At 54.1% G+C, this 25,641-nt stretch carries 21 protein-coding genes; 8 read left to right on the top strand and 13 right to left on the bottom strand.

Features of this window, described 5'->3' with window-relative positions:
- Positions 1–14 precede the first annotated feature (14 nt).
- From cstA to entC, 6 genes are all read right to left on the bottom strand, one after another.
- Positions 15–2,120 (bottom strand): pyruvate/proton symporter CstA, encoded by a 2,106-nt coding sequence (gene cstA, locus JQ822_RS01380; protein ID WP_213131974.1) that lies wholly within the window; start codon positions 2,118–2,120, stop codon positions 15–17.
- 184 nt (positions 2,121–2,304) lie between these two features.
- On the bottom strand, positions 2,305–2,718 hold the full coding sequence (entH, locus tag JQ822_RS01375; protein ID WP_213131973.1) for a proofreading thioesterase EntH: 414 nt from the start codon (positions 2,716–2,718) through the stop codon (positions 2,305–2,307).
- Positions 2,719–2,720: 2 nt separating this feature from the next.
- Positions 2,721–3,476 (bottom strand): 2,3-dihydro-2,3-dihydroxybenzoate dehydrogenase EntA, encoded by a 756-nt coding sequence (gene entA / locus JQ822_RS01370; protein ID WP_213131972.1) that lies wholly within the window; start codon positions 3,474–3,476, stop codon positions 2,721–2,723.
- Positions 3,476–4,333 carry an isochorismatase family protein gene (locus JQ822_RS01365; protein WP_213131971.1) on the bottom strand — a complete coding sequence of 286 codons (858 nt, stop codon included), beginning with the start codon at positions 4,331–4,333 and terminating at the stop codon, positions 3,476–3,478. Before JQ822_RS01365 ends, entA begins: the two co-directional genes overlap by 1 nt.
- A 13-nt stretch (positions 4,334–4,346) precedes the next feature.
- A complete protein-coding gene (entE, locus tag JQ822_RS01360) occupies positions 4,347–5,957 on the bottom strand; it encodes a (2,3-dihydroxybenzoyl)adenylate synthase EntE (RefSeq protein WP_213131970.1) in 1,611 nt (536 codons plus the stop codon).
- Between the two features lie 9 nt (positions 5,958–5,966).
- Positions 5,967–7,142 carry an isochorismate synthase EntC gene (gene entC, locus JQ822_RS01355; RefSeq protein ID WP_213131969.1) on the bottom strand — a complete coding sequence of 392 codons (1,176 nt, stop codon included), beginning with the start codon at positions 7,140–7,142 and terminating at the stop codon, positions 5,967–5,969.
- Positions 7,143–7,329: 187 nt separating this feature from the next.
- Here entC and fepB point away from each other — a divergent pair, with 187 nt between their 5' ends.
- Entirely contained in the window at positions 7,330–8,286 is a 957-nt protein-coding gene (gene fepB / locus JQ822_RS01350; protein WP_213131968.1) for a Fe2+-enterobactin ABC transporter substrate-binding protein, read from the top strand.
- 44 nt (positions 8,287–8,330) lie between these two features.
- Here fepB and entS read toward each other — a convergent pair whose 3' ends face one another.
- Entirely contained in the window at positions 8,331–9,569 is a 1,239-nt protein-coding gene (entS, locus tag JQ822_RS01345; RefSeq protein ID WP_213131967.1) for an enterobactin transporter EntS, read from the bottom strand.
- Between the two features lie 110 nt (positions 9,570–9,679).
- Between entS and fepD the strand changes: the two genes are divergently transcribed.
- From fepD to fepC, 3 genes are read left to right on the top strand one after another with little or no spacing between them, the layout of a single operon-like run.
- Positions 9,680–10,687 carry a Fe(3+)-siderophore ABC transporter permease gene (gene fepD, locus JQ822_RS01340; protein ID WP_213131966.1) on the top strand — a complete coding sequence of 336 codons (1,008 nt, stop codon included), beginning with the start codon at positions 9,680–9,682 and terminating at the stop codon, positions 10,685–10,687.
- Positions 10,684–11,676, top strand: coding sequence for an iron-enterobactin ABC transporter permease (gene fepG / locus JQ822_RS01335; RefSeq protein WP_213131965.1), 993 nt, complete (start codon positions 10,684–10,686; stop codon positions 11,674–11,676). The genes fepD and fepG overlap by 4 nt, the downstream gene beginning before the upstream one ends.
- A complete protein-coding gene (fepC, locus tag JQ822_RS01330) occupies positions 11,673–12,470 on the top strand; it encodes an iron-enterobactin ABC transporter ATP-binding protein (protein WP_213131964.1) in 798 nt (265 codons plus the stop codon). The genes fepG and fepC overlap by 4 nt, the downstream gene beginning before the upstream one ends.
- A gap of 45 nt (positions 12,471–12,515) precedes the next feature.
- Here the strand turns inward: fepC and wzz(fepE) are convergent, their stop codons facing one another.
- From wzz(fepE) to fes, 4 genes are all read right to left on the bottom strand, one after another.
- Positions 12,516–13,649, bottom strand: coding sequence for an LPS O-antigen length regulator Wzz(fepE) (gene wzz(fepE), locus JQ822_RS01325; RefSeq protein WP_213131963.1), 1,134 nt, complete (start codon positions 13,647–13,649; stop codon positions 12,516–12,518).
- A 224-nt stretch (positions 13,650–13,873) separates the two neighbouring features.
- The gene (gene entF, locus JQ822_RS01320; protein ID WP_213131962.1) at positions 13,874–17,764 is read right to left on the bottom strand and encodes an enterobactin non-ribosomal peptide synthetase EntF; all 3,891 of its coding nucleotides are present in this window, start codon (positions 17,762–17,764) and stop codon (positions 13,874–13,876) included.
- Positions 17,761–17,979: an MbtH family protein gene (locus JQ822_RS01315; protein ID WP_213131961.1), complete on the bottom strand. Its 219-nt coding sequence runs from the start codon at positions 17,977–17,979 to the stop codon at positions 17,761–17,763. The genes entF and JQ822_RS01315 overlap by 4 nt, the downstream gene beginning before the upstream one ends.
- 30 nt (positions 17,980–18,009) lie before the next feature.
- Entirely contained in the window at positions 18,010–19,227 is a 1,218-nt protein-coding gene (gene fes / locus JQ822_RS01310; RefSeq protein ID WP_213131960.1) for an enterochelin esterase, read from the bottom strand.
- A 252-nt stretch (positions 19,228–19,479) separates the two neighbouring features.
- On the opposite strand from fes, the gene JQ822_RS01305 reads away from it, so the two are divergent.
- Both JQ822_RS01305 and entD read left to right on the top strand, forming a co-directional pair.
- On the top strand, positions 19,480–21,753 hold the full coding sequence (locus JQ822_RS01305) for a TonB-dependent siderophore receptor (protein ID WP_213131959.1): 2,274 nt from the start codon (positions 19,480–19,482) through the stop codon (positions 21,751–21,753).
- Between the two features lie 50 nt (positions 21,754–21,803).
- On the top strand, positions 21,804–22,487 hold the full coding sequence (entD, locus tag JQ822_RS01300; protein ID WP_213131958.1) for an enterobactin synthase subunit EntD: 684 nt from the start codon (positions 21,804–21,806) through the stop codon (positions 22,485–22,487).
- 41 nt (positions 22,488–22,528) lie between these two features.
- On the opposite strand, the gene JQ822_RS01295 is transcribed toward entD, so the two are convergent.
- Positions 22,529–22,891, bottom strand: a complete 363-nt coding sequence (locus JQ822_RS01295; RefSeq protein WP_213131957.1) for a hypothetical protein — start codon at positions 22,889–22,891, stop codon at positions 22,529–22,531.
- A gap of 938 nt (positions 22,892–23,829) precedes the next feature.
- Between JQ822_RS01295 and JQ822_RS01290 the strand changes: the two genes are divergently transcribed.
- A complete protein-coding gene (locus JQ822_RS01290) occupies positions 23,830–24,258 on the top strand; it encodes a hypothetical protein (RefSeq protein ID WP_213131956.1) in 429 nt (142 codons plus the stop codon).
- A gap of 58 nt (positions 24,259–24,316) precedes the next feature.
- Positions 24,317–24,655 carry a hypothetical protein gene (locus JQ822_RS01285; RefSeq protein WP_213131955.1) on the top strand — a complete coding sequence of 113 codons (339 nt, stop codon included), beginning with the start codon at positions 24,317–24,319 and terminating at the stop codon, positions 24,653–24,655.
- A gap of 30 nt (positions 24,656–24,685) precedes the next feature.
- Here the strand turns inward: JQ822_RS01285 and JQ822_RS01280 are convergent, their stop codons facing one another.
- Entirely contained in the window at positions 24,686–25,549 is an 864-nt protein-coding gene (locus tag JQ822_RS01280) for a LysR family transcriptional regulator (RefSeq protein ID WP_213131954.1), read from the bottom strand.
- Between the last annotated feature and the right edge of the window lie 92 nt (positions 25,550–25,641).

Below are 25,641 nucleotides of genomic sequence, written 5' to 3'. Positions count from 1 at the left end.
GGGTTAAGAGAATATTAGTGCGCGCCTTTCGCCTGCGCCACAATCTCTTCGACATTCTCTGGCATTGGCTCGTACGGCGTTTCTTTCGAGGTCGGTTTGTCCTCTTTCAGCGCCGCCAGCGCCGTTTTAATGGAGAACAGACCCAGAACCACTACCACGACCATAAAGAAGACGGTCAGACCGGCATCCAGACGGTTGTTAAACACCAGCTGTGAAAGCTGCGACTGGGTGTACTGCGCCGGAATGTTACCGCTGTCAATCATCGCCTGGAACTTGTTGGCGATAGCCAGGAAGCCGATTTTCGTATCCGGGCTAAACGCTTTCTGCCAGCCAGCGGTCAGGGTACAAATCAGCAGCCAGGCCGTTGGCACCAGCGCCACCCACGCGTAGCGCTGACGTTTCATCTTGAACAGCACCACTGCGCACAGCATCAGCGCCATACCGGCCAGCATCTGGTTGGCGATACCAAACAGCGGCCACAGGGTGTTGATGCCACCCAGTGGATCCACCACGCCCTGATGTAAGAAGTAACCCCAGGCCAGCACGCACAGCGCCGTCGCCAGTAGGTTCGCAGGCAACGAGTCGGTACGTTTCAGACCCGGAGATACTACGCCCAGCAGGTCCTGCAGCATAAAGCGCGCGGCGCGTGTACCGGCGTCTACCGCGGTCAGAATAAACAGCGCTTCAAACAGAATGGCGAAGTGATACCAGAACGCTACATCCATCATGCCACCCAGCGCACCGTGCAGAATGTAGGCCATCCCTACGGCCAGCGTAGGTGCACCGCCCGCACGAGAAATAATGGATTGCTCACCCACTTCATTAGCGATTTGATGCAGGGTATCCGGGGTAATTGCAAAGCCCCAGCTACTGACCACCTGCGCCGCAGAAGCCACCACATCCACCGTACCCGCAGGTGCCAGCACCGCCATCGGGCTGTTCATCGCGAAATATACGCCCGGATCGATGATACAGGCAGAGACCAGCGCCATAATGGCGACAAAGGACTCCATCAGCATCCCGCCGTAGCCGATAAAGCAGGCCTGCCCTTCATTCGCCAACATCTTCGGCGTGGTGCCGGAAGCAATCAGCGCGTGGAAGCCAGAAACCGCCCCGCAGGCAATGGTAATAAACAGGAACGGGAACAGGTTGCCCGTCCAGACCGGACCGGTGCCGTCAACAAATTTGGTCAGCGCTGGCATGGTCAGCGTTGGGCGCATAATCAGAATACCGACAGCCAGACCAACAATAGTACCAATCTTCAGGAAGGTTGAGAGGTAGTCACGCGGCGCCAGCAGCAGCCATACCGGCAGCACAGCGGCGACAAAACCGTAACCCACCAGCATCCAGGTCAGCTGTACGCCGGTAAAGTCAAAGTACGGTGCCCAGGTTGGGCTTTCAGCAACCCAACCGCCGGAAATAATGGCAAACACCAGGAACACCAGGCCGATGACCGATACTTCGCCAATGCGGCCCGGACGCAGATAGCGCAGGTAAATACCCATAAAGATCGCCAGCGGGATGGTGAACGCTACGGTGTAGGTTCCCCACGGGCTGTGGGTCAGCGCTTTTACGACGATCATCGCCAGCACCGCCAGGATAATCACCATGATCATAAAACAGGCCACCAGCGCAATGACGCCCGCCGTTTGACCCATTTCTTCTTTCACCAGCTCGCCAAGGGAACGACCATCGCGACGGGTGGAAACAAACAGCACCATAAAGTCCTGTACTGCCCCTGCCAGCACCACCCCGGCCAACAGCCAGATCATGCCCGGCAGGTAGCCCATTTGTGCTGCCAGTACCGGTCCGACTAGCGGCCCCGCCCCGGCGATAGCCGCAAAGTGGTGCCCAAACAGTACTTTTTTATCGGTAGGGACATAATCCAGACCATCGTTATGCCGCACCGCTGGCGTCATACGCGTTGGGTCCAGCGCCAGCACATTTTTTGCGATGTACAGGCCATAAAAACGGTAGGCAATAAGATAGACACAGACCGACGCCACCACAATCCACAGCGCGTTGATCTGTTCACCACGGTTTAACGCAATATATCCAAGGGCAAATGCTCCGATAACGGAGAGCAATGTCCAGAGGAGGTATTTCCCTGATTTATTCATAGTTGTTGTCCGTTTGCGTGATCCAGAGAGATGTTACATTTTGTTTCTATAACACCTTTCCTGAATTTAACAACCTGACAACCACATAAACCCGAGACACCACTGACTATTTACATTGCATTGTTAACTAGATCACTTCATTTACCTGTTAACCCTGCAATTTCATTTTACGTTGTCGGCAATGTCACCCCATCACCGCCGTGCCTAAACGACAGGTACAGCAGCGCCGTCCCTGCTCATCGAAAACAACGATTTCCCAGCTTTGATTTTGTCGCCCGAGATGCAGCGGCTGGCACACGCCGCGCACTTTCCCCTGTGATACCGCGCGATGGTGCGTGGCATTGAGTTCCGTACCCACCACGCATTGTCCGTCGCGGGTCATCAGGTAGCCCGCCATCGATCCCAGCGTTTCAGCCAGCGCCGCCGACGCGCCGCCGTGCAGCAGGCCAAACGGCTGATGAGTGCGCTCATCTACCGGCATTTCAGCTTCCAGCACGTCATCGCCCAGGCGGGTATAGACAATAGCCAAATGCGCCACCAGCGTGTTCTGACTGGTGGCATTGAGTTCATCGAGAGTGAGGTGTCGTTTCCAGATCATCGTTACGCTCCCAGCGTCGAGCCGCCATCTACCACGATGTCCTGCAAAGTGATATGGCTGGCCAGGTCGGAGGCGAGAAATAAAATGGTGTTGGCAATTTCCTGCGGACGGGCGATTTTACCTAATGGGATGCCAAGCTTAAATTGCTCGCCAAATCCACGAATACGCTGCTGTTCCGCATCGTCGCTGACCCACAGCGTGCGCTGCATATCGGTATCGGTTGATCCCGGCGACACCACATTACAGCGCACACCGCTAGCCGACAGTTCCAGACCGACGGTCAATGCCAGGTTTTTCAGCGCGGCTTTTGATGCGCCGTAGGCGCTCATACCGATGCGTGGTGTATGTGCTGCATCCGATGCAACGGTGACAATCGCCCCGCCCTGCTGACGGCGAAACTGCGCCATGGTGTGTTGAAACAGGTTGAACGCACCGCCAACGTTGACGGCAAATGTCTGCTGCCAGTCCTCAACGCTCAGTGCGTCGGTTGGCCCCATACGCAGGATCCCTGCGGCGTTAACCAGTACATCCAGCCGTTCGGTATTCGCCAGCAGACGCTCGCACACCTGCGCCACCTGCTGCGCGTTCGCGACGTCCATCACCTCGGTGGCAAACGGGTACGTCACTAAAGAGAACTCACGGTCAAACCCGATAACCCGCGCACCCGCATCAACAAACGCCAGCGCCGTGGTGTAACCAATCCCTTTACCCGCACCGGTGACCCAGACGGTTTTCCCTGTGAAATCAAACCCGACCATTACTTCACCTCGCGGGAAAGCAGTTTCCACCAGGCGTCAATGGTCGGATTTTTCGCCAGCATGACGAAATCAATGTCGCCATGAACTTTACGCCAGCGCGCGGCCAGCGCCATCATGCGTACCGAATCCAGACCGTAGTCGATCAGATTTTCGTCATCCATCGGCTCATCGGACTCATCCAGCAACGGCAGAATAACGCTGCGTAGCGCCTCTTTGCTGGCCGGTACCGGCGTCGGCAGGAGTTCCTGGGTCATCACCACGCGCCCGGAGCGCCCCGCCACATATTTCAGCGACATCAGGTGTTCGTCGCGGCTAAAGTCGGCCAGCGCATCGGCGACCATAAACGGCTTAATGTCGCGCATGAATGCGTCCGTTGCCGTGGTCATACAGCCAATATGCGCATACACACCGGTAATGATCAGTTGATTACGTCCGGTCTCTTTCAGCATCTGTTCCAGCGGGGAGCGATGAAACGCGCTATAGCGCCATTTCACCAGGATGGTATCTGCTTCGTCAGGCGTCAGCGCGTCGACAATCTTCTGCTGTTCAGGCGAGCGCGTCAGCCCCGGTCCCCACATATCGTTCAGCAGCGCGCGGTCATCATCGCTCTGCTCTTTCGGCTGAGCGGTATAATAGACCGGAATATTATGCGCTTTACAGTACTGGCGCAGCGCAGCGATATTGGCTACCACCTGCTCCATCATCGGGCAGTTATCGCCCCAAAAACCGATAAAGTAGTCCTGCATGTCATGGATAAGCAGCGCAGCGCGCTCAGGTTCGAACGCCCAGTCAACTTTGTTGGCCGGAACATCAAGCGCCGTGGGCAGCGCATAAGCCTGCAGTTTAGGAATTGCCATCTCTTTTTCTCCTTCAGGCCAGTGAACGTGATGCCAGCCACTGACGTAATTGTTTTTTATCCACTTTACCGACCGGGGTTAGCGGCAGTGACGCAACGCACTCGACGCGGTCCGGTAATTTGAACTCCGCCACACCCTGCTCGCGCAGAAAACGGCGTACCTGTACCGCGCGCAACGGCTCTTTCACCACCAGACAGGCACAGCTTTTCTCGCCCATCAGCTCATCGTCCACGCTGACCAGCGCCGCATGCACCACCGCCGGATGGCGCAGTAACAGGTTTTCGATTTCTTCGGCGGCGATCTTCTCCCCGCCGCGGTTGATCTGATCTTTCTCGCGCCCCTGCACGGTGATGTAGCCATCCCGATCGATAGCGATCAGATCGCCTGAGCAGTAAAATCCGTTGGCATCAAAGGCGCTGGCATTGTGTTCAGGGCTGTTGAAATAACCTCGGAAGGTGTACGGGCCACGGGTCATCAGGCGTCCTGTTTCGCCCTGCGGCAGAGGATTACCGTCAGCGTCTGCCACCCAAACCTCGTCATCCGGGCACATCGGGCGCCCCTGGGTGTTGATGATGCGCTCTGGGCTGTCGTCCAGGCGGGTGTAGTTCACCAGCCCTTCCGCCATGCCAAATACCTGCTGCAACTGGCAGCCTATTTCCGCCGGAATGCGGGCGGCAAGCGTCGCGGACAAGCGCGCCCCGCCAACCTGTAGCAATTTCAGCGACGCCAACTGCGCATTGCTGCCCCACTCCGTAATCGCCTGCAGCCACAGACTTACGGCAGGCGGCACCAGCGCCGTGACGTTAACCTGATGCTGTTCAATCAACGGGAAGCACAGCGTGGCGCTTGGATCGGCCGCCAGCACTACGGTTCCACCGGCAAGAAACACACCCAGCGCACCCGGTGAACTCATGGCGTAGTTATGCGCCGCCGGAATTGCGCACAGATAGCGCGTTTCCTCAGTGAAATGGCAAATCTCGTTGCTGCGGCGCACGCTGTAGTAATAATCGTTATGGGTACGCGGGATCAGCTTCGGCGTCCCGGTGGTGCCACCGGAAAGCTGGAAATACGCCACTTCATCAGCAGGCGATGGCGTGGCGGTAAAATCATTCACAGGCTGGCTTATCGTGTTTTGCAGGTTGTGTTCGCCCTCGTCATTGAGCAACAGAACCACGCGTAACGAGCTGTGTTCGGCAACAAACGCGTTCAGAAAGTCATCAGCGGCAAACAGCGCATGCGCACGGTCGGCTATCAGCAGCGCCGGTTTGATTTGTGCCGCGTAGGCGTTGAGCTCGGTGCGTTGATGGCTGTACAGCCCAAAAACAGGCGCCACGCCCAGCTTGAGCAGCGCGAAGAAGGTGACATACAGTTCAGCCACATTGCCCAACTGCACCAGCGCGGTTTCACCGGGTTTAATACCCTGGCGACGCAGGCTGCTGGCGAGATTGTCTGCAGCCTGGTTAAGCTGGCGGTAGCTCAGATGGCGCGCCCCATCAATCACTGCCGTCTGGTCGCTGTCGGCGTGGCGGGTAAGAATGTCGGTCAGCGGCAAATCCTGCCAGTAGCCTTTTTCACGGTAGCGGCGGGCAAATTCTTCCGGCCAACGGGTGAAAGGAATACTCATCATCACTCCTTAATGCAGTCCAAAAACATTCAACATCGTGGAAAGCTTGGTGCCCGTTTCACGCCACTCCGCAACCGGGGATGAGGCAGGCACAATGCCGGCACCGGCGAAGAAACGCACCTGGTTACGCAGCAGCTTTGCACAGCGGATCGTCACCACCCACTCGCCGTTGCCTTGCGCATCGCACCAGCCGACGATGCCGCCGAACAGGTCGCGATCAAACGGCTCCAGCTCGGCAATCAGCTTGCGCGCAACCTGATGCGGAAAACCGCTCAGCGCAGGCGTTGGATGCAGCAGGCACGCCAGCGTCAGGGCGTTTTCCTGCGCGTTGGCTTTACCTTCAAACGGTGTACCGAGATGCCAGAGCGTGGGTGTAGTGACCAGTTGCGGAGAAGACGGCAGTTGCAGTTCACGACTGCGATCGCGCAGTACGGTTTTCATGGCCTGCGTCACCAGCTCGTGTTCATGGCGATCTTTCTCGGAGGCCAGCAGGCGAATACCCGCCTCTCTGTCCAGCACATCATCCGGCTGGCGACGCGCAGAGCCCGCCAGCGGTAGTGAGCTGAAGTGGTCACCGTCTTTACGTAACAGCAGTTCCGGACTGGCGCCAATCAAAACGCCACCGTCTTCGATGGGTACATGGAAGTTGTAACTCGCCGGGTTTTGGGCCACCAAACGCTCCAGCAGCGCCCCGCTGTCAATGTTGGCGTCGGCGGTGACATCGATCAGGCGTGACAGCACCACTTTGTCAACTTCCGGGGTTGCCGTCCGTGCCGCAGCCTGCGCGACCATTTGTTCAAAAAAGTCCTGCTCGGGGATCGATTTACGTTCCACGACATTCAGCGACTGATGGGCGGTAAAATAGCGCGATGATTGTTGCTTCGCCGTGCGGGAGAAGCTCTGCCAGGACTGAGGAATAAACAGCGACGACGGCTGGCGGGTATCAAAGGGGATGGCCCCAACCATGATGGGATTATTGATACCCTGCGATTTGGCATTGGCAAACAGGGCGTGCATTTTCTGCTGGAACGGGCTATCCGGTGAATCCCCATTAATTGCCGGTTCCGCATAGCGGGAGAAGCATCCTGACGTCGTAAAGCTACGGTACGGCGACATAAAGAAAAAACTGTCGGGAGCAAGTGTTGCCATAGTCTGCGGTATTTCCTCGGCCAGTGACGTATCCATATCATCCTCCAAAAATGATAAAGGTTTTAATAATGATTATCATTTATATTTTCGGTCGCTAACCTAAAAGCAAAGTGCCGGTATGTCAACTCCTGCGGTAACACAATGTGCGACTTAGGCTTGCATCCCTGCCCGCTAACAATGAAAATGAGAAGCATTAACCATGCTGATAACAGGAAGCTTATTCGTGCGACTCCCCGCGTTTTACCGAACCGCGCTCTTACTGGTTGGGCTGTCTATTTCAGGAATTTCTTTAAGCCATGCCGCTGACTGGCCGCGTCAGGTCACCGACAGCCGTGGAACCCACAAGCTGGAACATAAGCCGCAGCGCATTGTCTCCACCAGCGTGACGCTGACCGGTTCGTTGCTGGCGATTGATGCCCCCGTTATCGCCAGCGGGGCCACGACGCCGAACAACCGAATCGGCGATGCTCAGGGCTTTTTACGTCAGTGGAGTGATGTGGCAAAAGCCCGTAAGCTAAGCCGTTTGTATATTGGCGAACCGAGCGCCGAAGCCGTTGCCGCACAAATGCCGGATCTGATTCTGGTCAGCGCCACCGGCGGTGATTCTGCTCTCGCGCTGTACGATCAGCTGTCCGCCATTGCGCCCACGCTTATCATTAATTACGACGACAAAAGCTGGCAGTCGCTGCTAACGCAATTGGGTGCAATCACCGGTCAGGAACAACAGGCTGCAGCACGTATTGCCGAGTTTGATAAGCAACTGCAGGCGGTTAAACAGCGCATTACCCTGCCGCCACAGCCGGTCAACGCGCTGGTGTACACCGCCGCCGCGCACAGTGCCAACCTGTGGACGCCGGAATCTGCGCAGGGCAAGCTAATGGAGCAGTTAGGTTTCACGCTAGCGCCGCTACCAGCCGGACTGCACACCAGCCAGAGTCAGGGCAAGCGCCACGATATCGTTCAACTTGGCGGTGAGAATCTGGCGACCGGGCTGAACGGCGAAGCGCTGTTCCTGTTCGCGGGCGACAACAAAGATGCCGATGCTATTTACGCGAATCCGCTGCTGGCGCACCTGCCTGCCGTGCAGAATAAACGCGTCTACGCGCTGGGCACAGAAACCTTCCGTCTGGATTACTACAGCGCCACGCTGCTGCTGCAACGCTTCTCCTCACTGTTTTAATGGCTCGTGCCGGATGCGGTTTACGCCCCATCCGGCCTGATACCTCACGCCAGTTCTGGCGGCGTCTGACGGAAACGACGTAACTCATTCAACAGCAGCAACAGCAGCAGGCCTGCAATCGCCAGGCCAAATCCACTCACGCTTGCCGAAGCGACCGGCGTCATCATCGCGCCCAGACCGCCTAACAGCGCTGCACCGATGGCATCACCGGTGACGTTCTGCGCGGTCCACAAACCGTTAATACGCCCGAGCATCGCTTCCGGCGTCTGCGTCTGTAACAGGGTGTACTGCAATAAAGAACTCACCGCGCTCAGCCAGCCGAACAGCGCGAGGCAGACCACGCCCAGTTCCCAGACCGGCATCAGCCCAAACAGGCCAATCGCGAGGAAAGACGCCACGGTTGAGGCCAGCATAATCAAACCGGGACGCACGCTGTGAGCGAGTTGTCCGCTGGTTAATGCGCCGACGGCAGCCCCCAGCGGGATCGCCGCATACAACAGACCAATCTGGGCGCTCGACATCTGCCAGTTTATCGCCAGCGCCGGGTAAAGTACGCGCACGGCGCTGGCCATAGTCAGCAAGCCACCAAGCAGCGCAATGCCGCCAATCAGCGGGCTGGCAAGCAGAAAACGAAACGCCGCCAGCAGGGATTTCAACGGGTGTTCACGCGGCTGCGGTGGTGGTGGCAACGCCGGAAGGCTCAGCAACGGCAGCAAGGTAATAAAGGTGCCAGCGGCTGCCAGACCGTAGTTCCACGCCACGCCGCCGGTGGCGAGCAGCACCCCGCCAATCATCGGTGATATTACCGAACCCAGGCGCACCGTCAGCATGGTGATGGCCCCCGCCTGCATCAGGTTTTCACGCCCGACCAGCGCCGGCGTGGCCGCCAACAGTGCCGTCACACCCAGCGAGGCAAAAAAACCGTCCCATAAGCCCAGGATATAAATCGCCAACAACGAAGGTTCCGGAAGCAGCGCGTTCAGACACAGGCCAATAAAGCCGATGCCACAGGTTCCACGCGCTAACAGGATCACTTTTTTGCGCTCATAGCGATCGGCCAGCACACCGCCGATCATCAGGCCAATAAACATCGCGCTGCCGGTAAGCGTCACCGACAAACCAACCTGCCAGGTCGACTGGGTCATCATCTGGATCTGTACCGGCACCGCCACGCCGAGTAACCCCAGAGAGACGATGGAAATAAAACGGGCAAGGAAAACGGCGCGAAATGCAGGGTGGGTCTTTAACAGGCTGAGATTGAGCAGCCAGGATTGTCGATTCATTACAGAGCCTTACCAGGTACTTTTTCAATATCCATTCAATGGTTGCACATGCTAACATACCCAAATAAGATCGATAACGATAATTACTATCATTATCAAGGATAGTTGATATGTCATGCTCTGTTTGTGCGACGCGCGCCTTCGCCGTGTTCGGACTGTTGTTATTACTTGTTGTCACCACGGTATTAAGTCTGGTTATTGGCGCGAAGTCGCTCCCTGCCTCCGTGGTGCTGGATGCGCTCATCGGCAGTTGTCAAAGCGCCGATTGCACCATCGTGCTGGACGCGCGACTCCCGCGTACGCTGGCAGGACTGCTCGCAGGCGGCGCGCTGGGGCTGGCTGGCGCACTAATGCAAACGCTCACCCGTAATCCGCTGGCAGACCCCGGTATTCTTGGCGTCAATTCCGGGGCCAGCTTCGCCATTGTGCTGGGCGCCTCGCTGTTCGGCTTTTCCTCCCCGCAAGAGCAACTGCTGATGGCCTTTTCCGGGGCGCTGGCCGCGTCGCTGATTGTGGCCTTTACCGGCAGTCAGGGCGGCGGGCAGCTCAGTCCGGTACGCCTGACGCTGGCAGGTGTGGCGCTGGGTGCGGTCCTGGAGGGCTTATCCAGCGGCATCGCCCTGCTCAACCCGGACGTCTACGATCAGCTGCGTTTCTGGCAGGCCGGTTCGCTGGATATTCGCAGTCTGCATACCCTGAAGGTGGTCCTAATCCCGGTCGTTATTGCCGGTGCCGTTGCCCTGTTTCTCAGCCGTGGCCTGAACAGCCTGAGTCTGGGCACAGATACCGCCACCGCGCTGGGCAGCAAAGTGGCCCGCACGCAGTTTATCGGTCTGTTGGCAATCACCGTCCTGTGCGGAAGCGCTACTGCGATTGTCGGGCCAATCGCCTTTATCGGCCTGATGATGCCGCATATGGCGCGCTGGCTGGTGGGCGCCGATCACCGCTGGTCGCTGCCCGTTACCTTACTGGCAACTCCGTCCCTGCTGTTAATTGCCGATATCATCGGTCGCCTGATTGTTCCCGGTGAACTGCGCGTGTCGGTGGTCAGCGCGTTTATCGGCGCGCCAGTGCTTATTTTTCTGGTACGCCGTAAGCCGCGCGGAGGTGGCGCATGATGCACCTTTCTCGTCGACTGATTATCAGTTGCCTGCTATTGGTTATGGTCTGCATCGCCATCGGATTATGGAGCCTGCGTAGCGGCGTCGTGACGCTGGAAACACAGCAGATCATTGCCGCCCTGTTGGGTGACGCGCCGCGCAGCATTACTCTTGTGGTGACCGAATGGCGTTTACCGCGCGTACTGATGGCGCTACTGATTGGCGCGGCGCTGGGCGTAAGCGGCGCAATATTCCAGTCACTGATGCGTAACCCGCTGGGCAGTCCGGACGTGATGGGCTTCAATACCGGAGCCTGGAGCGGAGTGCTGGTGGCGATGGTGCTGTTTGGTCAGCACCTTACCGCCATTGCGCTGGCCGCCATGCTCGGCGGTGTTCTGACTTCACTGGTGGTATGGGCGCTGGCCTGGCGCAACGGGATAGAAACGTTCCGGCTGATTATCATCGGCATCGGTATTCGCGCCATGCTGGTGGCGTTTAACACCTGGCTGCTGCTTAAAGCCTCTTTAGAAACCGCGCTGACGGCCGGGCTGTGGAACGCCGGATCGCTCAACGGCCTGACCTGGGCGAAAACCTGGCCGTCTGCACCGCTGATTATTGTGATGCTGGTATGCGCCACGCTGCTGGTGCGCCGCCTGCGCTTGCTGGAAATGGGCGATGACAGCGCCTGTGCCCTGGGCGTCAGCGTCGAACGCTCGCGTTTGATGATGATGCTGGTCGCCGTCGTGCTGACCGCCGCCGCCACCGCGCTGGCGGGTCCTATCTCATTTATTGCACTTGTCGCACCGCACATTGCCCGCCGTCTTAGCGGCACCGCGCGCTGGGGATTAACCCAGTCTGCGCTGTGCGGCGCACTGTTACTGCTGATGGCCGATTTATGCGCTCAGCAGTTATTTTTGCCTTATCAGCTTCCGGTTGGCGTTGTCACCGTAAGCCTCGGCGGTATTTATCTTATCATCTTGTTAATTCAGGAGTCCCGCAAAAAATGACCGAATCAGTAGCCCGTTTGCGTGGCGACCAGTTAACGCTGGGTTATGGCAAATTTACCGTGGCGGAAAATCTCAATGTTGCCATTCCCGACGGTCACTTCACCGCCATTATTGGACCTAACGGCTGTGGAAAATCGACGCTGCTGCGCACATTGAGTCGCCTGATGACGCCCGCACACGGCAAAGTCTGGCTGGACGGGGAACATATTCAACATTACGCCAGTAAAGAGGTGGCGCGCCGCATTGGTCTGCTGGCGCAAAATGCCACCACGCCGGGCGATATTACCGTGCAGGAACTGGTTGCTCGCGGACGTTACCCCCATCAGCCATTATTTACCCGCTGGCGTAAAGAAGATGAGGACGCGGTAGTGAACGCCATGAAAGCCACCGGGATCACCCACCTGGCGGCGCAAAGCGTGGATACCCTTTCCGGCGGACAGCGCCAGCGAGCCTGGATAGCGATGGTGCTGGCGCAGGAAACGTCGATCATGCTGCTCGACGAACCGACGACCTGGCTTGATATCAGCCATCAGATTGATTTACTGGAGCTGCTCAGTGAGCTAAACCGCGAGAAAGGCTATACGCTGGCCGCCGTTTTGCACGATCTGAACCAGGCCTGCCGTTATGCCACACATTTGATAGCGCTTCGGGAAGGGAAGATTGTTGCCGAGGGTGCGCCGAAGGAGATTGTCACGCCGCAGCTTATCGAAAAGATCTACGGCCTGCGCTGCATGATAATCGACGATCCGGTTGCCGGAACGCCGCTGGTGGTGCCGCTTGGACGCCAAAAATAACAGGATGAATCGTGTGGCGGCCATCTCGCCGCCATACGCAATGACTTACACTAACCGATCGCCCATAAAGGCAGCATGTTGTTTACGCGACATCAGGGCAGAATTCAGTAGAACCCCACCGCACGCCACCATACCACCGAGTAACGCCGCCAGAATAACGATCATAGATTTGGCTGGACCGTCTTTTTTTACCGGTAGCGAAGGGGCAAGCTGATATTTAAACGGTGTAAACTTTACATCTTTCACATTCATCGCCAACAGTTGTTCAACGTGATATTGGCGATTGCGTAATTCACCGTTAATCTCTGCAACATCTGTTACCGATTTTTCAATTTCTAATTTACGCGCGATACCATCTGCCCCTAGCGAAATAGAGAAATCAGGGTCATCTTTTACCGCCTGACCGTTGCTGTAAACCGGTTTTTTAATTCCTGCGGCATTAGCAATTTCCAGCGAGTAATTGAGGCGCTGAATATTTGCGGCCAGTTGATTTTTAAGCCTTTCTCGATCCATATCCAGTCTTTCTTTCTCGAAGCTGGTTTTAGTTGTCAGCTTATTGCGAATATCTTCTAACGTTTCTTTCACCACAATATTAGAAATATACTGGATATAGCCCGCCAGCACGTCCTGCGCTTCTTGTGCCATTGGTGCGGTAAAACTCAGCATCCATGCGGTGTAGAGCGACGTTTCATTCTTCTTACTCGCATTGTTATCAACCGCGGTCATTTTTTCACTGAGTCTGACAATCGCCCGATGCAGATCCATTTCGTCGATATCGGCACCCTTCAATTGTGCCATCACATAAGGTGAAGAACGCAGATAGGCTTCCAAAAGCGATGGCGACTGGAACTTCTTGATAAACAGGTTAAACACATCATCACGGCTAACGTTAATGTCCATGTCCAGCACGCGTAATTTGGTCAACGTATTCTCGAGACCCTGCCACTGCACGGCTTCGGCTGGCGTCACAATTGCCTGACTGGTCCATTTTTGCGGCAGCAGGAAGGAGATAAGAATACCCACACAGGCAAAGGTGAAAACGGTTGCAACAATTTTTGTCCTGGCTCGCCATAAAATCTCAAGCAGGTTGATTAAATCAATTTCATTACTGTTTACCACCGTCTGCGGATAAGCAGTAAATTCCGAATCTTTGTCTTGCTTGATATTGAGTGATGACATGTTGTGTAACCTGAAATCTTTGCCTGGGGAAAAATATTCTTGTCGAAGAAGTCTACCAGCTAGTAAGAATTATCCGAAACATTCTTTGCCTCAAAAAACCTACCAAATATAATATTCGGAATTTATTAGCCCTTAACGCCAGAACAACACAAAAATAAAACAACTCCATAACATTTATTTATCATTATGGAGTTATTCAGAGGCTGCGATAACCCGGAATCTTGCTATGCGAGGTGATTAACAAGCCTATTTATTGCGGGCCCTATCCTCTCGAACGCAGTGGGAGAAATGATATCAACGTGCGCGCAGTCCTGACGATAGATACCCAGACTGGATATCCACGGCGACCAGCTGCGCTCCGGACTGACGCCCTGCGGCAGCGTACGTTCGGCCACAAACAGCGTGGCATGACCGTCAAAAGGCACGCTGTGCGCGGTGGTCAACAGACGAACCGCATCGGCGTAATTGCCTTCTATTGCACTAAACAGCGCGTCAGACGCGTTCCCCTGTTGCGCAGCCAAAAAGGCCTCCCGCTCACGATCGATTTCTGCCAGCACCGCCGGATCCAGCCCATTGGCCTCTTTTTCCTGCCAGTTTTGTGTTTCCGGCGGCCAGGTGTCCAACAGTCCCAGAAACGCAACCTTTTCTCCCCGCGCCTGCAAGCGTGCTGCAATGCCCTGCGCCAGCGTGCCGCCCAGCGAATACCCCAGTAAGTAGTAGGGGCCATGAGGCTGCTGCTCCAGCAGCGTTTTAAGATGATGCTCGCAGACCTCATCAAGATTTGACGCCATCTGCATCGGTCCATGTGGTCGTGGCGACTGGATGCCAATAATTGACCACTCAGGACTCAAATAGCGCGACAACACGCTAAACTGCCAGGCAAAGCCAGAAGCCGGATGGAAGCAAAACAGCGTGGGTCCGTGGCTTGTGCGCAGCGGCAGCAGCGCTTCAAACCCCAGCCGCTGCGACTGTTCGTCATCGTTGCTGTCGAGCAGAGCGCTCAGTTGCCCAACGGTGGAGGCGACCATAATCTGTCCGGGCGTCACCTGACGCTCAAATACGCGGCTCAACTGTGCTGCCAGCTTCATCGCCAACAACGAATGACCGCCCAGCGCAAAGAAGTCAGCTTCCACATCATTGACCTCGCAGTCCAGTAGCGCAGAAAAGGCTCCCGCAATTGTGGATTCAGTGCCCGCTCGCGGCGCACGTCCTGCCACGCGCGGCGTCAGCTGTGGCATCGGCAATGCTTTACGATCCAGCTTGCCATTGGCGTTAAGCGGTAATTCCGTCAACTGCAACAGCACCGTCGGCACCATATGTGCGGGCAGTTTTTCGCGCAGGATCGCCTGTAATGCAGAAGCATCCAACGGTAAACCCGATTGCGACACCAGATACCCCACCAGCTGGCGTGCATCGCCGCCTGTCGCTGCCGCCTGATTGAATACGCAGGCATGGGCCACGGCATGCTCGACATCTGGCAGTTGCTGCATCACCCGGTCAATCTCACCAAGCTCAATACGCTGTCCGCGAATTTTAAGCTGGTCATCACTGCGCCCGAGGTATTCCACCGCGCCATTTTCCAGCCAGCGCGCCACATCCCCGGTACGATACATGCGCTCACCGGCGTTAAACGGATCGGCAATAAAGCGGCTTGCTGTCAGGTCTGGTCGGCCCAGATACCCCTGCGCCAGTTGGATCCCGGTCAGGTACAGATCGCCCGCCACACCAACAGGCACCGGACGCATCATGGCATCAAGGATCCGCAGACCGGTATTCCAGACCGGATAGCCAATCGGCACGCTGTTGCCGGTTACAGCGGCAAGCGCTTCCCCGCATGCCGGATACCAGCTGACATCCACCGCCGCTTCGGTCGGACCGTACAAATTGTGCAGTGGTGCGTGGGTCAACTGTTCCCACTCACGGCACAACTCTGCTGGTAGGGCTTCGCCGCTACAAAACACCTGTTTCAGCGTGGCGCAGCTTTCCCGCGCCGTTTCCGGCGTGAGTGATGCAACAAATGCCGCCAGCATCGACGGCACAAAGTGCGTGGTCGTCACCCCATACAGGGCGAAGAACTGCTGCATCGCCAGCGGATCACGGTGCGCCTCTGGCTCTGCCATCACCAGCTTTGCCCCGGCAATAAAGGGCCAGAAAAATTCCCACACCGAGACATCAAAACTGCACGGCGTTTTTTGTGCCACCACATCATCGGCGGTCAGCGGGTAGTGGTTTTGCATCCATAGCAGGCGGTTAACGATGGCGATTTGCCCCACCATCACCCCTTTGGGCCTGCCGGTCGATCCCGAGGTAAAGATGATATAGGCGGTATGCTCTGGGCGCGATAATACGCACGGCGAGGTATCCCCACCCGGCAGCGGCGCGTCATAGCACATGCTGTCCAGCCCCGGAATATCGCGAAAGCGAGACAGTTGTTCATCGGTGGTTATCAACAGCGTGGGGCGCGCGTCTTCCAGCATCATCCGCAGACGATCGTCCGGGTAGCCGGTGTCCAGCGGCAGCCAGGCGGCACCGGCTTCAACAATACCGTGCAGCGCCAGCGTCAGGAAAACAGAGCGCGGCAGTGCCACGGCAACGCTGTCACCCGGTCGTACGCCGCGTTCGCGAAGCACCTTTGCCAGTGCCACGACCTGCTCACGCATTTCGCGATAACTGAACTGATAACAGGCGTCAGCCAGCGCTGGCGCATCCGGTGTTTTAGCGGCCTGCTCCGCCACCAGCGCACTGAGCGTGGTGAAGGGTATATCAACGGCCGTATCGTTTATTTGCGCCAGCTGTTCCTGTTCCACCGGCAACAGCATGTCGGCATCACCACAACGCAGCGCCGGATTTTCGGCAAACTGTCTCATCAGCGCGGTTAACCGCTGCGCGTGTTGGGCCAGCGTCGCTTCATCGTAGCGCTGTTTATTGGCGAGGATCTCAATGCTTAGGCCGCCGTTTTCATCCGGGAACAGCGCCAGTTCGAGATCGTTAACCGGCCCCGTCGCCAGCGTATGGGTTTGCGCCTGTACGCCAGGGATATCCAGCTGATAGTCAAAGATTTTCACATTCAGTACCGGACCAAACAGCGCCTCTTCACCACCTGCCCGCCCGCCATCTCGCACAATTTGCTCCGCATCATAACGCTGATGACGACGCATTTTCTTAAGCTGACCGGCCAGTCGTTTTGCCAGTTCGGGCAGACTTTCCGCTGCATCAAGATGTACGCCGAACGGTAGAACATTCAACACGGGTCCGGTTGCCGTTAACGCCGCCGATCCCATGCGGCGCATGAAAATAAACCCGGCGGCATAATCCATCCGGCTGCATAAACGCCCCAGCCATAACGCCACCAGTGCCAGCGCTAAATCTGCACGCTGAACGTCAGGCATACGCGCGGCAAGCTGGCGGAATGCGCCGTCGGGCGCGGTCAACTGCATACGAATAATGTCCGCGCTGGCCGCCCTTCCCGGTAATGGTTTACTCGATAGCGAAGCGGGAGGTGGCAGCTGTTCTCGCTGCCCGGCCCAGAATGCGCCGTCACGGTGATACGCCTCGCTGTGGCGATACTGTTGATACTCTTCCACTACCTCGTCGAAGGGCGTAAAAGGCGATGCAGGCGTGGGTTCGCCACGCTGCCATGCCCGGTAAATTGCCGCTATCTGGCGGGTAATTGCCGGGAAACTGAAGCCATCCACCAGTAAGTGATGATAACGCTGATACCAGTACCAACGGTTATCTTCCACCTGAATAAGCTGATGGCAGACCAGCGGTTTTGCGCCATCGGCGCGTATGTCTTGCTGCAGATCGGCCTGCATCAACGCACGCGCGGCGTCGTGTGGACTGGCCTTTTCACGGACATCGATAATGTCAGGCTCCACGAAAGTGAACGCTGGATCAACCCACTGCCAGACCTCGCCGTTGTCTTCGCTAAACCGCATGCGCAGGGTATCGGCCTGATCCAAGCCGGCGACGACTGCTTTTGCCAGCAGAGGCGCGTTAAGTTCACCGGTTAATTCCACGTAGTGTGCGACGCTCCACGCCGAAGGCAAAGTGGAGAGTTTTTCCGCCATCCAGATCCCCGGCTGGGCCGCAACTAACGGTAAGCGCTGAGTCATTTTGCCTCCTGTGTATCGGCATACTGTGCCGGCGTCAGCGTGGTCCAGTTCGCCGCCAGCCACTGTTGACAGGCTTCCTGGGATTGCGGTTCGCACGCGATATTCCAGCCATCAGGCAACGAGCATTGCTGCGGCCAAAGGCTAAACTGACGTTGGGGATTTTGCAGAATGTAAAACTGGCCCTGAGGGTTATCGAAGGGGTTACTGAATTCCATACTCAACTCCTGTCGTGGAACATCGTCCGGTTAAATCGTGTCAGTGAGCGGCTGCCAGAGCGTCATTAGCCCTTGCATCAAACCGCCGCGCCAGCAAAGTGCATCATGTCCACCTTCAACCTGACGCCAGAAAATAGACTGTGGCGCACAGGGCAACTGCGCGTAGAGCGCCTGATTGGCGCGAAAAATTATCGGTTCGCGAATACCGGCTTCCAGAACAATACGCAGCCCCTGAGCGCTTACCTTTCCGGTCTTCAGTTGCTCAATGATAACTCCATCCTGATGACCACCACGGTGCGGCCACCAGTAGGATCCTGACTGACTGAGTACGCAGCCAAAGCGTTCCGGCCAGTTCAGCCCGGCATACAACGATGACAAGCCGCCAAAGCTTTGCCCGGCAACGATCGTGCGCTGTGGATCGTCGCTGAACGCGGTGGTCGTTTTCACCAGCGGCAGTAACTCTTGTTGCACCGCCAGCCAAAAATCTGCGTTGCATGGCAGCTCGTGACTGCGATGAGGCGTATCGATGGCATCAATCAGGAGATAAACGGCAGGCGGGAGCTGATGTCGTCGGGTAAGTGAGGTCAGCACGGGCCAGACAGGCATACTTTGCGCCCAAAACTGTCCGTCCAGCAGAATGGCCAGTGGACGTTCCTCAGGCTCCGCTTCGCCGGTGGTAAAGACCCACACGCGGCGCGTATTGCCGAGCCTCGCGCTGTGCCATTGCAGGCAAACGGCAGGGGAATCGGGTTTCTCAGGACGATCCCAGCCCGGCTGTACGGGCGCGTCCGGCATTTCCAGCGCAGACACTGCATGGCCACGCCCGCCTTGCCAGCTTTGAGGATTGAGCGGATCGGCGATAGCCTGCGGTAACAACTGTCGCCAGCCTTCTCGCAGTAACGTTCTGTCCGGAGTTTCACCTGCGTTCAGCCCGGCAAAAATGTCGTCGCGTGCAGAAGGAATGAAGCAATAGCTCCCGCGCCAGTGGGCGTTCAGGGTAATACTCCAGCACCAAACATTTGTGCCATCAATGCGTTGCATCGACTGGGGAATAGCATTTTGATGGTGGTCGGTCACACCGGTAATGTAGACCCACACGCGACGGGTAGTGGAGCGTTTTTCCGTTCCCTGCGGGTCACGCCACCAAAAAGTTACCCGATATTTTCCGTTGTCTTCACGCTCCCACTCCGGGCCTTTTTTCGACCGCCACCACGCCTCGCTTCCCATCTTTAACGTCGTCACCGCCATAACCCCATGTTTACTGTGAAATTTTATGATCTAGCGTGAAATATATTGATAATATTATTGATAACTATTTGCATTTGCAATAGCGTATTGTCGCGCTGTGGGAAGCGCGTACAGTTTTTCACCACTTATAAACCGACCTGACGCTGCGAACTTTTTCTGGAACGGATGGTTTTCGCAGGAGCGGGCGACATCAGGCCAAATGCCCCACAACGGCATATTGGTTCACGTGGCTAAAAGAAAGCAGGACACACAATGAACAACAAGATTCATTCACTGGCCTTATTGGTCAATTTGGGGATTTACGGAGTAGCGCTGCCAGCGATGGCAGAAGATAAAACCGATAGCACCACCGTCTCGCATGAAGATACCATCGTCGTTACCGCCGCCCAGCAGAACCTGCAGGCACCAGGCGTTTCCACCATCACTGCTGATGAAATCCGTAAGAATCCTCCCGCGCGCGATGTGGCGGAAATCATTCGTACCATGCCAGGCGTGAACCTGACCGGTAACTCAACCAGCGGTCAACGCGGCAACAACCGTCAGATCGATATTCGCGGCATGGGTCCAGAAAACACCCTGATTCTGATCGACGGCAAGCCGGTCACCAGCCGTAACTCCGTGCGTCAGGGCTGGCGCGGCGAGCGTGATACCCGTGGTGATACCGCCTGGGTGCCGCCGGAAATGATCGAGCGTATTGAAGTGCTGCGCGGCCCTGCCGCGGCACGTTACGGCAACGGTGCGGCTGGCGGCGTGGTGAATATCATCACCAAAAAAGGCAGCAACGAATGGCACGGCTCCTGGGATACCTATTTCAATGCCCCGGAACACAAAGACGAAGGTTCCACTAAACGCACCAACTTTAGCCTGAACGGCCCAATGGGCGGGGATTTCAGCTTCCGTCTGTACGGAAATCTCGATAAAACCCAGGCTGACGCATGGGACATCAACCAGGGTCATCAGTCAGAACGTACCGGCACCTACGCCAACACTTTGCCTGCGGGTCGTGAAGGGGTCATCAACAAAGATATTAACGGCATGGTCCGCTGGGATTTCGCCCCGCTCCAGTCTCTCGAACTGGAAGCCGGTTATAGTCGTCAGGGCAACCTGTATGCGGGTGACACGCAAAACACTAACACCAACCAGCTGGTGAAAGATAACTACGGTAAAGAGACCAACCGTCTTTATCGCCAGAACTACTCCCTGACCTGGAACGGCGGCTGGGATAACGGCGTCACCACCAGCAACTGGGTGCAGTATGAACACACGCGCAACTCCCGTACGCCGGAAGGTCTGGCGGGTGGTACGGAAGGGATCTTCGACCCGAATGCGTCACAAAAATATGTCGATGCCGACCTGAGTGACGTCATGCTACACAGTGAAATCAGCATTCCGTTGGATCTGCTGGTTAACCAAAACCTGACGCTCGGTACCGAGTGGAACCAGCAGCGCATGAAGGACATGCTGTCCAACTCGCAGACCTTTATGGGCGGTGATATTCCAGGCTCCAGCAGCACCAACCGCAGCCCGTACTCCGATGCAGAGATTTTCTCTCTGTTTGCTGAAAACAACATGGAACTGACCGACAGCACCATGCTGACGCCGGGTCTGCGTTTTGATCACCACAGTATCGTCGGCGACAACTGGAGCCCGTCTCTGAACCTCTCACAAGGTCTGGGCGATGATTTCACCCTGAAGATGGGGATTGCACGCGCTTATAAAGCGCCAAGCCTGTACCAGCTCAACCCGAACTATATCCTGTACAGTAAAGGCCAGGGGTGCTATGCCACCGGCTCTGCGACCGGCATTGGTTGCTACATGATGGGTAATGATGATCTGAAGGCCGAAACCAGTATCAACAAAGAGATTGGCCTTGAGTTCAAACGTGACGGCTGGCTGGCTGGTGTCACCTGGTTCCGCAACGACTATCGCAACAAGATTGAAGCGGGTACGGTACCGTTCGACAGAACGTCTATCACCAGCAAAGGGAAGACGACTTACACCGATATCTATCAGTGGGAAAACATTCCTAAAGCGGTGGTTGAGGGTCTGGAGGGTACGTTGAACGTGCCGGTTAGCGAAACCGTTAACTGGACCAACAACATCACCTACATGCTGCAAAGTAAGAATAAAGAGACCGGCGAGCGACTGTCGATTATTCCTGAATACACGCTGAACTCAACCCTGAGCTGGCAGGCACGCGAAGATTTGTCACTGCAGTCAACCTTCACCTGGTACGGCAAACAGCAGCCGAAGAAATACGATTACCAGGGTAAACCGGTAACCGGCAGCTCGGCAAGTGAAGTGAGTCCGTACAGCATTGTCGGCCTGAGCGCGACCTGGGACGTGATGAAAAACGTCAGCCTGACCGGCGGCGTGGATAACGTCTTTGACAAACGTTTGTGGCGTGAAGGTAATGCCCAGACCACGGGCGATATCGTGACCGGAAACTATATGGCAGGCGCAGGCGCGCACACCTATAACGAACCGGGCCGTACATGGTTCATGAGCGTGAACACGCACTTCTGATAACGTTTTTCCCTCTCCTCGTTGCGGGGAGAGGGAAACCGTAAGAAACCATGCGCACAACGCACACCCCACTCCCTTTCGCAGACCATACGCTGCATATTGTCGGGTTTGATCCCGATAGTTTCCATGAGCACGATCTGCTATGGCTCCCCCACCACACTCAGTTGATATCCAGTGGGCGCAAGCGTAAAGCTGAACATTTAGCGGGGCGTATTGCCGCTGTCCTGGCACTGCGTGAATTTGGCCTCAAAACCGTACCCGGCATCGGCGAACATCGCCAGCCATTGTGGCCAGAAGGTCTGTTTGGCAGCATCAGCCATAGCGCCACGACCGCGCTGGCGGTTGTCTCGCCACACCCCGTAGGGCTGGACATTGAAGCTATTTTTACGCCCCACACTGCAGCTGACCTGGCCGACAGCATTGTCGACAACCGTGAACAACTGCTTTTACAGATCAGCCCGGAGCCCTTTCCGCTCGCCTTAACCCTGGCGTTCTCCGCTAAAGAGAGCGTGTATAAAGCATTTTCCGCACAGGCATCGGGGCTGCCGGGTTTTGCCAGCGCCAAAATAATTGAACTCACAGCGACACACTTAACGATGCAAATCATGCCGTCATTTTCGCCCAGCCTCGCCGGGCAGGAAGTCAATGTTCGCTGGTTTCAGCATGATGTAAACATCATTACTCTGTGTACGCCCTCTCGTCAGGAAAGTGCCGCTAGCTGCCCGCCAGAGTAATCGCAGGATAGATAGGCTCCCAGTTCCTGTTTTTTGCTTAATCAATGAAGCTGATTAGTTCCACCATCAAGTTTTGACGGGCTACATAGGGGATCATCCTCAGAAATATTTTTCTTACTCAGAACCTCTGCGCTGCTCAAATATTCACCGACAGCTTCTTTTTTCACCATCTGATTCCTGATAGTTTTTATTTCAATTTTTAACCCTGCTATTTCATTCATATATTTTAGATTTGCCTCTTCCCACTCATTCACAAGTTTTTGCCGGGCTTTATCAAAATCATCCTGAAGTAGCCGTCTGAGATCATGGGTTTTTACCTGCACAACAATGTTGGCAGCGCAAAAAATGAACACACATGCTGCGATAAACGTGAATATCAAAACAGCAATGTCGTTAACTGGCATACAATCTTTATCCTTTTAAAAATGATATTTATCGCGTTACGGTAACCCCCAGAAAATTCCAGGACGTAACGGGTCACTCAACGAGTAAACCGTATTCGGCCTGTATATTTTTTTCGCAACTTCCTGATTACCCACCCCCATACAACAAGGCTGAGCGTTGTCGCAATGCTCAGTTGTACAATAAAATCCATGAGCCCGATGTCGTCACAAAATAGGTGAACGCCACCAATGATCAACCACAGCAGTACAACAAGCAGAAAAAAGTATCGAAGTGGAATACGACCGTATTCAATGGTTGCCCCGCAACTGCTACACCGTTCAGCGCCGACAAATAGGGTAGATCGGCAGAACGGACAAAATGTTGTAATGCTGTGCATGATAGTTCCTTTATCGCTTTAAAATTCCTATATGACTGTACAACATTCCAGCGCCAAAACCGGGACGTAACATCGCATTTATCTCCCCGGCCGCATACCTATTCACAGCGCTGAAGACATACCCGCCGAAAGTTGACTATTGCGCAAGAGCGTTGAGTACCAACCTTGCGTTTAATGCGAATTCCGCATTAATGTTTAGAAGCGACAAATTCCAAAATAGACTTAAATTTCCGTAAATTATGCAACTACATTAGTTTGCAGTCAGGTGTAACATAAAGTTTACAATCAATATGCCGTTCAGAATTGCTGTTAATCCTTCGGAGCAAATGGGAAATAGATGCACGACCATGGGAACCTCGAGCTTCTATGGTGCCGCACATACAGAGGCTAACTCAGATCTCGTTAGCAAAAAAAGAATCGCTAAATATTATTATTTTTTTCTATTTTTTAGTCATACCTTATCTAAAAGCTGGAAATTCATCGAATATAAATTTGTTAATCTAAACCCATGTTACTGAGTCAGTAACATTATAACCATCATATTAAAACTGGAGATTAGAAATGATTACTAATATTATCAATGACGGCGATTTCAACCCAGAACAACTCAATGCCTGGTCTTTTTCTGACAGTTCTGCAGGTGTACAGAATGACTCGGAAACAGTAGAGAACTACTATGCTCACGTGAATGCTACAGAATCAGCCTGGCAGCAAATTGGTATAGATGCAGGGCAACAAAGTCTGTTAACGTTTAAATGCCGTGGCCCAAACAGTGGTACTGTTTCTGTAATGATGTTGAACACCAATACAACTTATTGGAGCCAACCTTTCAATTCAGAAATGAGTATCGATTGGGTTACTGAAACAACTTCATTTACTGTTGATCCTTCCTGGACCGGCCCCCTTATGCTACATTTCCAGGCAACATATAATGCGGAAACTACCGATGCGGTCGATATTGATGATGTGCGTCTGCTAGTCAATAAATAATATTTTTCGTTCAAATTAACCAAGGCCAGGGCGTTAACCTGGCCTTTTAGGAGGGTTCATGTCTTCAAAATTAACATTCAGCGGCTTGGTGTTAGCTCTATTCTCAGAACCTGTTGATACCATTAAGATGATTTTTATTATTACACTAGGAGAAATTGGTCGCTGGTTATATGGCGGGGGGCAATTAAGAGAGCGCTGTGGCGATTTAATTATATGCTTGCTGATTTTCTTTCTTGTAAAACCACATATTGTCAGCTTACCTACATTTCACGGTATAAAAGTATCAGCGGGGGCTATTGCTATTATTATATCATTGCTAGGCACCCATGGCATTGGACGAATATTCCTTTTCGCCATAAAGGTTAAAACGGGAATCGATATCAACAACAAACAATAAAAGCTCTCTGGAAAGAGAGCTTTCCCATTTCTAGATAAACGTTAAAACAACCTGTTTTGTTCGCTCAAATCCGTCTTTAAAATCCACGCATTCATTCCAATACATATAAACTGAAATTTGTTTTGATGGAATTAACTTTATTCCTAAACTCTCATTTTTATAAATCATTGCTGTTTTTAATGGTAAGATACAAGCACCTTTCCCACGATATAACTTATGCAAAACCGCCGTGATGTCATAATTATGGGATATGAAATTTATAGCTCGATATTTCTCCTGCAAAGTCTCTTCAATTTTATCTTTAAAGTGATTGATATAACCATCATTCCACACATAAATTTCAATAAGTTCGGAGGTATTTAAATGATGCTTAGGCATTAATATAGACACTTCACTTCCATGCCAGGCAACTTCTTTAAAAGGATGACTAAATATCAATGGCCTTAACAAAATGAAAAAAACATTTTTTGCATATGCGTTTTCACTAATTAGCTGTTCTGTAATGACAGTACGTTGAAATTTCATTATCAGTTGAGTGATTTCTCCCTGTATCGATGAAATTATAGAACGGTAAATAAACTCAGGAATAGAAATATCAAAAAATATAATTAACACATTTCCATTATTCTTATTGCTCAACCTACTTTCAAGTCTTGATTGAGCCTCATATATTGGCATTAATTCTTTATGTAATGAAACGGCATACTTTGTAGGGATAAGCTCATTATACTTCCTAATGAACAATATTTCCCCCAGCACATTCTCAAGATCAACCAATTTTTTGCACAGCGGTGTTCTTGTTAAATACAACTCATCTGCGGCCTTAGATATACACTTTTTTTCCATTGCAACCATAAAGTATTTCAGTTGTTTTGATATGAAAATAGACATCATAGACCTCCCTTATTCAAGAGCCTAAATACTAACCGAAGAAAGTATTTTTTGATCACTTGAAATGATCATTATTTGTTCGTTCAAAACCTAAA

Origin of the sequence: Citrobacter sp. FP75 (assembly GCF_018342065.1) — a bacterium.
Taxonomy (GTDB): domain Bacteria; phylum Pseudomonadota; class Gammaproteobacteria; order Enterobacterales; family Enterobacteriaceae; genus Citrobacter.
This window is presented reverse-complemented; position numbering and strand designations above follow the sequence as displayed.

Coding starts and splice junctions, on each gene's coding strand:
- cstA (WP_213131974.1), bottom strand. CDS start 2,120: ATGAATAAATCAGGGAAATACCTCCTCTGGACATTGCTCTCCGTTATC.
- entH (WP_213131973.1), bottom strand. CDS start 2,718: ATGATCTGGAAACGACACCTCACTCTCGATGAACTCAATGCCACCAGT.
- entA (WP_213131972.1), bottom strand. CDS start 3,476: ATGGTCGGGTTTGATTTCACAGGGAAAACCGTCTGGGTCACCGGTGCG.
- JQ822_RS01365 (WP_213131971.1), bottom strand. CDS start 4,333: ATGGCAATTCCTAAACTGCAGGCTTATGCGCTGCCCACGGCGCTTGAT.
- entE (WP_213131970.1), bottom strand. CDS start 5,957: ATGAGTATTCCTTTCACCCGTTGGCCGGAAGAATTTGCCCGCCGCTAC.
- entC (WP_213131969.1), bottom strand. CDS start 7,142: ATGGATACGTCACTGGCCGAGGAAATACCGCAGACTATGGCAACACTT.
- entS (WP_213131967.1), bottom strand. CDS start 9,569: ATGAATCGACAATCCTGGCTGCTCAATCTCAGCCTGTTAAAGACCCAC.
- fepD (WP_213131966.1), top strand. CDS start 9,680: ATGTCATGCTCTGTTTGTGCGACGCGCGCCTTCGCCGTGTTCGGACTG.
- fepG (WP_213131965.1), top strand. CDS start 10,684: ATGATGCACCTTTCTCGTCGACTGATTATCAGTTGCCTGCTATTGGTT.
- fepC (WP_213131964.1), top strand. CDS start 11,673: ATGACCGAATCAGTAGCCCGTTTGCGTGGCGACCAGTTAACGCTGGGT.
- entF (WP_213131962.1), bottom strand. CDS start 17,764: ATGACTCAGCGCTTACCGTTAGTTGCGGCCCAGCCGGGGATCTGGATG.
- JQ822_RS01315 (WP_213131961.1), bottom strand. CDS start 17,979: ATGGAATTCAGTAACCCCTTCGATAACCCTCAGGGCCAGTTTTACATT.
- fes (WP_213131960.1), bottom strand. CDS start 19,227: ATGGCGGTGACGACGTTAAAGATGGGAAGCGAGGCGTGGTGGCGGTCG.
- JQ822_RS01305 (WP_213131959.1), top strand. CDS start 19,480: ATGAACAACAAGATTCATTCACTGGCCTTATTGGTCAATTTGGGGATT.
- entD (WP_213131958.1), top strand. CDS start 21,804: ATGCGCACAACGCACACCCCACTCCCTTTCGCAGACCATACGCTGCAT.
- JQ822_RS01295 (WP_213131957.1), bottom strand. CDS start 22,891: ATGCCAGTTAACGACATTGCTGTTTTGATATTCACGTTTATCGCAGCA.
- JQ822_RS01290 (WP_213131956.1), top strand. CDS start 23,830: ATGATTACTAATATTATCAATGACGGCGATTTCAACCCAGAACAACTC.
- JQ822_RS01285 (WP_213131955.1), top strand. CDS start 24,317: ATGTCTTCAAAATTAACATTCAGCGGCTTGGTGTTAGCTCTATTCTCA.
- JQ822_RS01280 (WP_213131954.1), bottom strand. CDS start 25,549: ATGATGTCTATTTTCATATCAAAACAACTGAAATACTTTATGGTTGCA.